The 7,095-nt window shown below is 74.0% G+C and carries 5 protein-coding genes and 1 pseudogene; 3 read left to right on the top strand and 3 right to left on the bottom strand.

Annotation, left to right across the window (positions count from 1 at the left end; all coding sequences use genetic code 11):
• Positions 1 to 42: 42 nt before the first annotated feature.
• Positions 43 to 705 (bottom strand): annotated as a pseudogene (locus tag MY526_RS24505) (IS701 family transposase); the annotation flags it as partial.
• A gap of 37 nt (positions 706 to 742) precedes the next feature.
• A complete protein-coding gene (locus MY526_RS24500) occupies positions 743 to 1,282 on the bottom strand; it encodes a hypothetical protein (RefSeq protein ID WP_436705273.1) in 540 nt (179 codons plus the stop codon).
• Positions 1,283 to 1,455: 173 nt separating this feature from the next.
• On the opposite strand from MY526_RS24500, the gene MY526_RS24495 reads away from it, so the two are divergent.
• Positions 1,456 to 1,974 carry a hypothetical protein gene (locus MY526_RS24495; protein WP_436705272.1) on the top strand — a complete coding sequence of 173 codons (519 nt, stop codon included), beginning with the start codon at positions 1,456 to 1,458 and terminating at the stop codon, positions 1,972 to 1,974.
• 2 nt (positions 1,975 to 1,976) lie between these two features.
• On the opposite strand, the gene MY526_RS24490 is transcribed toward MY526_RS24495, so the two are convergent.
• Positions 1,977 to 2,156, bottom strand: a complete 180-nt coding sequence (locus MY526_RS24490) for a hypothetical protein (protein WP_436705271.1) — start codon at positions 2,154 to 2,156, stop codon at positions 1,977 to 1,979.
• Positions 2,157 to 4,293: 2,137 nt separating this feature from the next.
• Between MY526_RS24490 and MY526_RS24485 the strand changes: the two genes are divergently transcribed.
• Positions 4,294 to 4,893 carry a hypothetical protein gene (locus tag MY526_RS24485; protein ID WP_436705270.1) on the top strand — a complete coding sequence of 200 codons (600 nt, stop codon included), beginning with the start codon at positions 4,294 to 4,296 and terminating at the stop codon, positions 4,891 to 4,893.
• A gap of 612 nt (positions 4,894 to 5,505) precedes the next feature.
• Positions 5,506 to 6,879, top strand: a complete 1,374-nt coding sequence (locus tag MY526_RS24480) for a sugar transferase (protein ID WP_436705269.1) — start codon at positions 5,506 to 5,508, stop codon at positions 6,877 to 6,879.
• Positions 6,880 to 7,095 lie beyond the last annotated feature (216 nt).

Raw genomic sequence — 7,095 nt, 5'->3', positions numbered from 1 at the left:
CTCTCCGAGCCATGAGGGCTCAGCTTCGGAGTCACGCACTTACACAGCAGACCTGACACGCCCGTTGTTGCCGTAGCCGGCGTCGGCGACGACCACCGGCGGCGCCGGCCCCCAGCCGGCCAGCTCATCGATCATGTCCAGGGCAAGCCGCCACTTCTCCCGGTGTCGCTGCTCGGCCGGGATGCCGGCCCGCTGCCGGCGGTCGCGGATCGCCGCGGCCGCCTCCGGAGTGCTCGCGCAGGCGTCGTCCCAGCGCTCGGGCAGGAACAGCCGCCAGGACAGAGGGCAGGACACCGTGTCGGTGACCGCCGAGATCGACACCCCGATCTGGCAGTTGCCGACCTTGCCCAGCGTGCCGGAGTACTGCCGGGCCACCCCCGGCGAGGCGGTGCCGTCCTTCGGGAAACCGGTGTCGTCGACCACCCAGGCATCCGGTGCGATCACCCCCACCGCCCGGCGGGCCAGCCGCTCGCGCACCGGCTCCACCGCCCACGTCGAGGACGACACGAACTGCTGCAGCCCCTGATGGTCGACGCCGAGACGCTCGGCCATCGGCTGCATCGACTTGCGCCGCCCGTCCAGCAGCAACCCGCGCACGTATGTCTGCCCCTTGTCCCGCTGATCATGGCGGGCCAGCGGCGCGAACATCTCCGCCGCGAACTCCTCCAACCGCCCGCGTACGGCGGCCAGCTCCCCCGGAGTCATGCCCCATGGCAGCGCGCGGACGCCGGTCAGACAAGACCTAACGAAGCACTACTAGGTCCACGACACCCGGACCGTGGCGCTTCCTCGACCGGGCCTGCGCCGCCCGAGCAGCCGACACGGTGACCGTGCGCAACTCCGTCCCGCCCGGAGGCCACGACGTCGGCGCCGCCGGACCGTCCGAGCCCCGTTCCGGCGGCGGCGCACCGATGAGCTCCGACCGCAGCGCGGCGGCGAACCGGCGCGCCGACCACAACGCCGGCACCGTCGCCCGGCCCAGCGGGATGCCCAGCAGCCGGGCGCGCTCCACGAGGTGGTCCCCGACCGACAGCCACACCCGCCGCCGGACCGCGCCGGCCTCCTCCCAGCTCACCTGCAGGGCCATCTGCCGCACGAAGCCGCCTGGCCCGTACGCCACGTACCGCACCCCCGAGCGGGTCGCGTGGCTCTCGCTGATCGTCGTCCGCATGTACCGGCGGCCGGCCTCCGCGGCCCGCCTGCCCGCCTCGCGGATCTGTGCCGGCCCGAGCTCCGTCTCCACCGCGAACGCCACCGCTGCGACGTCGTCCTGCACTGCCACCGTGCCCCCGTCATCCCCCGTGCCGGCGCTCCTCGGAACGCCGCCGTCCGCCCCCGCGCGGAGGGTAGGTCCTGCGAACTGTGGAACGCGGCCGTTCCGTTCGAACCGTGAGCGAGTCGTGATACACCCGTCCGGGTGGCGGTTCCCGCCAGGACTCAACCCGGGCGACTGTGGTGCCGATCTCCCTCGGTATGAACCCCGCGTGCGACCCGACGGCCGCCTACCCCTCGGCCAGCTCCGTGCTGCCGCCGGAGGACGACGTCACGAGCCTCCTGCCCGGCCCGAACTCGGTGCTGGCGCACCTGGCCGAGCGGATCGGCGCGGCCGGCGACGTGCCCGCCTGCCTGGTCCTCCTCGGGCTGCACCGGCCCGGCGACGACGGCCCCACCGCGCAGAGCTCCCTGGCCGCCGCCACGTCGATCATCGCCCGCTCGGTGCGCGGCGACGACTGGCTCGGCCGGTCCGGCCGCGACGAGTTCGCCCTGCTGCTCAGCGGGGACGTCGGTGGCGCGGTGACCGCCGCCGCCCGCGTGGTCACCGCCCTCAGCGCCCTGGGCGTCCCCGGCCTCGGTGTCTGCGCCGGCGTCACCGTCCTCCCGGCCGGCGTCCCGGCCCCCGAGGTGCTGCGCAGCGCCCAAGCGGGGCTCGCCGCGGCGACGGCCGCCGGCACCGGGGCGGTCTGCGTCAGCTGACCTCAGCGTCGGCGCGCCCATCGCAGCAGGACCCACCCGACGACGCCGAGCAGCAGCAGCCCCGTGACCCAGCCGGCCAGCTCGGGCGCCGGGCCGCCCACCGCCGACCACAGCGCGTGGCCGACTGTGTAGCCGAGGACGACGACGAGCAGGGCCGGGACTGCGACGACGAGGACGAACACACCCGACCTTCGACCAGGAGGGGCCCGACTGGACGCGGTCGGCACAGTTCCTGAATTCGGAACAGATCATCACGCAGCGTCAGCCACTCCACGCCACAGCGTCCCCAGACGCCTCGAGGAGACCTGGGCCATCACCGCCGGTCCCGACGCGTGTCACAGGACCCGGGGAATGGCATGCCTCACGTGATTGTGATACCGCGTCGTCCTTAACTCACTCACCCAGAGTGATGCCGGGCCGCGACACGCCGTGAAAGGGGACTTCCGGGGGTTGCCCTCTCTTCAACCGCGTCGCAGGGTCCGCAGCCACGACGGAAGTAGGCGCCGCCCCGTACGGGGTCGCGGTTGGCCTCGGGGGCGAGGGGGTGTCGTGCGCAACAGCAACGCGTCGCGGTCACCCCACGCGTGGCCCATGACGACGGCCCCGACCGGCTCGCCGACGCTCACCGGATGTCCCTTGCGACGGCCGTGGACGTGGGCCGGCCGACTGCTCCTGACCTGCATCTTCGTGGCCTTGGCGTGGGCACTGTCCATCGCGGTCGCCGGCGCAGCTCGCGCCAGCGCGGAACCGTCTTCACCGAGTTCCCCTCAGGAGACGTCGCGCCCGAACGAACCGGAGCTCGACGAGCAGTCACAGGAGGAGCCGACCGCCGAGGAGGGGACCCGGGAGGAGGCGGCCCAGGAGCAGCCGACCCGGGAGGAGCCGCCGCGGGGTGACCCGCGGCCGGACGAGGCGCGCAAGCAGGACCCGCGGGGCGAGGCCCCGGGGCGGTCCGACCCGCCCGCTGACACGGCCTCGTCGTCTCGTGGCGCGTCGGGTACCGCACCCGGTCGGGACGGAGACGAGCCCGGCGGAGGCAGCAGTGAGACCGATCGGCCCGCCGGCCGAGACGGTGCCACCGAACCCGCACAGGAGTCCGAGGAAGCGGAGCCCCCGCTCGAGCCGCCGCCGGGGCAACTCCCGGCTGACGACCCGGCAGCACGTCCCGCACCGGGCCCTCGTCCGGACCCCGTTCCGCGTCCGGACGAACCGCCGACTACGCACCCTCCCGCCGACGAACCGAGGGCGCCCTCCACCCCCGACCGCGAGCCAGGCCCTCGAACTCCTGAGAAGCCGGCCCCCCGCCCCACACCGCCGGCCGAGGGAGCCCTCGGCACCGACGGTCCGGCCGATGTCCCCGACGGCACCGGCACCCAGAGCCCGGCTCCTCCCGAGGGCCCTCGGGAGGAGCCGACCCCCCCGTCGGCAGAGCGGCCCGCAGTGCCCCGTTTCCCCGAGCTGGTACCGCCCGCCGAGCCCCCGTTCCCCGAGCTGGGACCGCCCGCCGAGCCCCCGTTCCCCGAGCTGGGACCGCCTGCTGAAGCCCCTCCGGCACACCCCCTCCCCGGCCGGCCGGCGGCGCAGGAAGATCCTGGACCGGCGTCAGGCGCCACGGGTCCGGAAACAGCCGGCCCGGGCACGGCCGCAGGCGATCTTGAAGGCGGCGTCCCGACGGGTGTGGAGAGCCCCGGCGTGGAGACCGCCGCCCCCGATTCGGAACCGCCGGGCGACGTGTCTCCCCCGCCGCCCGCAGGCGGGGGTTCGCCGCCGTCCGACGAGCCCGCTGACATCCCGGCTCCGGCCGACGACCCTGCCGGCACCCTCCCGCCTGCCCTGGCTCCTCCCGAGGACCCGACCCCTCCGGCGCTCCCCACGCCGGAGCCGCCCCGGACGCCGGATCCGCAGCCTCCGGTCGTGGAGACGCCTGCTGCCGGATCGACCACGCCACGTCCCGACTCCGACCAACTGGTCACCGACGTGGTGGATGGACCGGCATCCGGCAGCACGGGTGCGGTTCTGCCCGACCTCGGGAGCGACCCTCCTACCGCCGTCGACAGCTCAGTCCCGACGACGACCGGCCCCCGTCCCGAATCGCCGACGGCCACCACCGTCCCGGCACCCTCCTCTGCAGGCGAGACCCCGACTCCGGTTTCGGAGCCGTCTGTCGCTCCCGCCGTCTCGTGGGGGGACATCGAGGCCGCCGCCACCTCGACGGTCAGCACCGCCGCAGCCCCAGTCGCCCAGTCGGCCGCCGAGGTGGAGTGGCACACGGTCGCCGCGCCCTCTCCGGACGCCATGGTCGAGAGGCCTCAGGAAGCGGTGGTCGACCGTGAGCCCGCGCCCCCCGCCGGCGCCCTCGAGAACGACCAGCTCGCACCCGAGCAGCCGTACGGCACGCCACCGGAGCTGGTGCCGGAAGGGTCCGCAGCGCTGTCGGAGATCTTCGGCGTGGTGCACCCGCCGACGAGCATCTCAGCGCTCCTCACGCCGGCCCCGCTGCTGCCTTCCTGCGGCACCCACACCGCCTCCGTGACCGACAGCCGGAGCACTGTCCGGTCGACGACAGCCGGCGCCGACCGCGACTCGGCGGGCGCCCGTCTCTCCACGACAGCGGTGCCCGCCGGGCCCTCGACGGTCGCCGCCTCGAGCAGCGGCGTGCCGACCGATCCGCGCGTCCCGCTGTCCCCCCTGCGGACGACGCCGCCCGTCACCCCGCCGCTCCCGGCACCGCAGGCGGGGGGCTCCTCGGCCGGTTCCTCGGCAGGTGGCACCGGACAGGGCAAGGACGTGGACGGCAAGCTCGCCGTCCTGGTGTCAGAACCATGGCTGCCGGTCCCGCAGGCCGCCGTCCACTCCACCCGCGGTCCTGCCGGATGCCCCGTCATGCGCCCCGACGGCCCGGAGGACCGACCCGACTGACGACGGCGTGTGCCGCCGGTGCAGTCCCCGCACCGGCCGACGACGATCGCACGCACCTACCTGCTCGGCCCCGGCCGGCGGCCCCGCTCGCGGGACCCACACTTCCCCTCGCTCGTCCTCTTCCGTGCCCACTGCCGTGGCACGCAGGCCAAGGACCTGGCCATGACACCCTCCACCCACTCGCAAGCCCACGAAGACACCGGTCGCCCCTCGGGAAGCGAGGCGCGTCACCGAGACACCTCCCCGGAGGGCATCGGGAACGGCGCGCCAACCTCGACCGGCGCCCTCACCGAGGCCGCCCGGACCGACCGAGAGCCGACCACGTCCGACCGCAGCCCGTCAGTGAACGGGAACGGACGGGCATCGGCAGGTGACGTCGCTGCGCGGCCCAAGAACGCAGTCGCACAGCGCCCCAGCGTGGACTCCCTCCCCCACAACGGCGCGGTCCACCCACGCGAGGTGACCGACTGCTCGGAGGTGCGGAGGCTGCAACAGCTGCGTCCGGTCCCACCGATCGCCCGCGTGGCGGGCACCGCGACTGGTCCACCGCCGCGCTCCCGCCCGGTCTACGACCCCTTCAGCGCACGCCGTCGCCGTTCACCCGAGTGGCTGGTGGCGTACCTGACGACTCTCGTCGCGGGTGACACGCTGTCCGCAGCGGCGGCCGTCTCCCTCGCGTGGGCAGTCCCGCTCCGCGAGCCGGCTCCCACCGGGGTGCTCGCCCTGGCGTTCGTGCTGACCTGGCCCCTGCTGAACCTGGCGCTCGGCTCGTACACGGAGCGCCGGCTCGGGACCGGGATCGAGGAGTTCCGCCGGGTGGCAACCGCGGGAGTGGTCGCGGTCGCGATGTGCGGGCTCGGCGGAGCTCTCAGCCCGGCTCCAGGCTCGGACCGACTGCTGCTCGTGGCCGCTCCGGCGGCGACCCTGCTGACCCTGGCCGTCCACGGGCTCGGCCGGTGGCGACTGCACGCGGCGCGCCGCGCAGGCCTCAAGACGAAGCAGGCGGTGCTGGTCGGCCGGGACGTCGCCGTGCTGGATCTCGCCCGCCGGATCCGGCGGGATCCCACCGCCGGACTGGAAGTCATCGGGGCCTTCGTCCCCCGTCCGGACAGGGCCGGTGACCTCCGCCGACACGGCATCTCGGTGTTGGGCTCCCTCGACGACGTGGTGCACGTGCTCGACGACGTGCGTGCCGACGCCGTCGTCGTCGCCTCGGCGAGCGAGACCGCCGGGCACTACCTCCGCGAGCTGGCCTGGCGGCTGGAAGGCACGAACGTCGAGCTGCTGGTGAGCCCCGGCGTCATCGAGGTGGCGCCGAACCGGCTGCACGTCCGCCCGACCGTGAGCGTGCCGTTGATCCACATCCGGGAGCCGGAGTTCCGCGGCTGGCGACGCGTGGTGAAGGCAGTGATGGACAGGGTCGGCGCTGCCGTCCTGATCCTCGTGGCGGCACCGCTGTTCGCCGCGATCGTCGTGGCGATCCGGGTCACCGGTCCCGGGCCCGCCATCTACCGGCAGCACCGCGTCGGCAAGAGGGGCCGGCCGTTCTACATGCTCAAGTTCCGGAGCATGGTCGTGGACGCGGATCGCCAGGTCGAGGCACTGATGGTGTTCAACGAAGGGAACACCGTGCTGTTCAAGATGAGGCGCGACCCCCGGGTCACGGGGATCGGGCGCTTCCTCCGCCGGTACTCGCTCGACGAGCTCCCCCAGCTGTTCAACGTGCTCAAGGGAGAGATGTCCTTCGTCGGTCCGAGGCCGGCCCTCGAGCGGGAGGTCGCCCAGTACGGGCCCGACATGCACCGACGACTGCTCGTCAAGCCGGGCATCACCGGCCTCTGGCAGGTCAACGGCCGCTCCGACCTGAGCTGGGACGAGGCGGTCGAACTCGACGTCCGCTACGTGGAGAACTGGTCGCTGGGGCTGGACCTGGCCATCCTGCTGCGGACGGTCCGCGCCGTCCTCCGCTGCCCAGGTGCCTATTGACCCGCCATCGGTCAGGGGCCCCGGACACGGCCCTTTGGCGCTGCGATGAGACACCGCAGTCAGTGGACGGAGGGCTGTGCGTGCTCCGGTTGTCGTGCCCGGGTTCCCCGGGAACGATGACGCTCCCACGGACCACGGCTGAGGAAGTGGCCGATGACGATGCCAATGGCAGGCGGCCGGTGCGGCAGTCGCCCCCGTGTCGAGGTCCCGGTCGTC

It is taken from the genome of Geodermatophilus sp. CPCC 205761 (assembly GCF_051383655.1).
In the GTDB taxonomy this organism is placed as follows: domain Bacteria; phylum Actinomycetota; class Actinomycetes; order Mycobacteriales; family Geodermatophilaceae; genus Geodermatophilus.
This window is presented reverse-complemented; position numbering and strand designations above follow the sequence as displayed.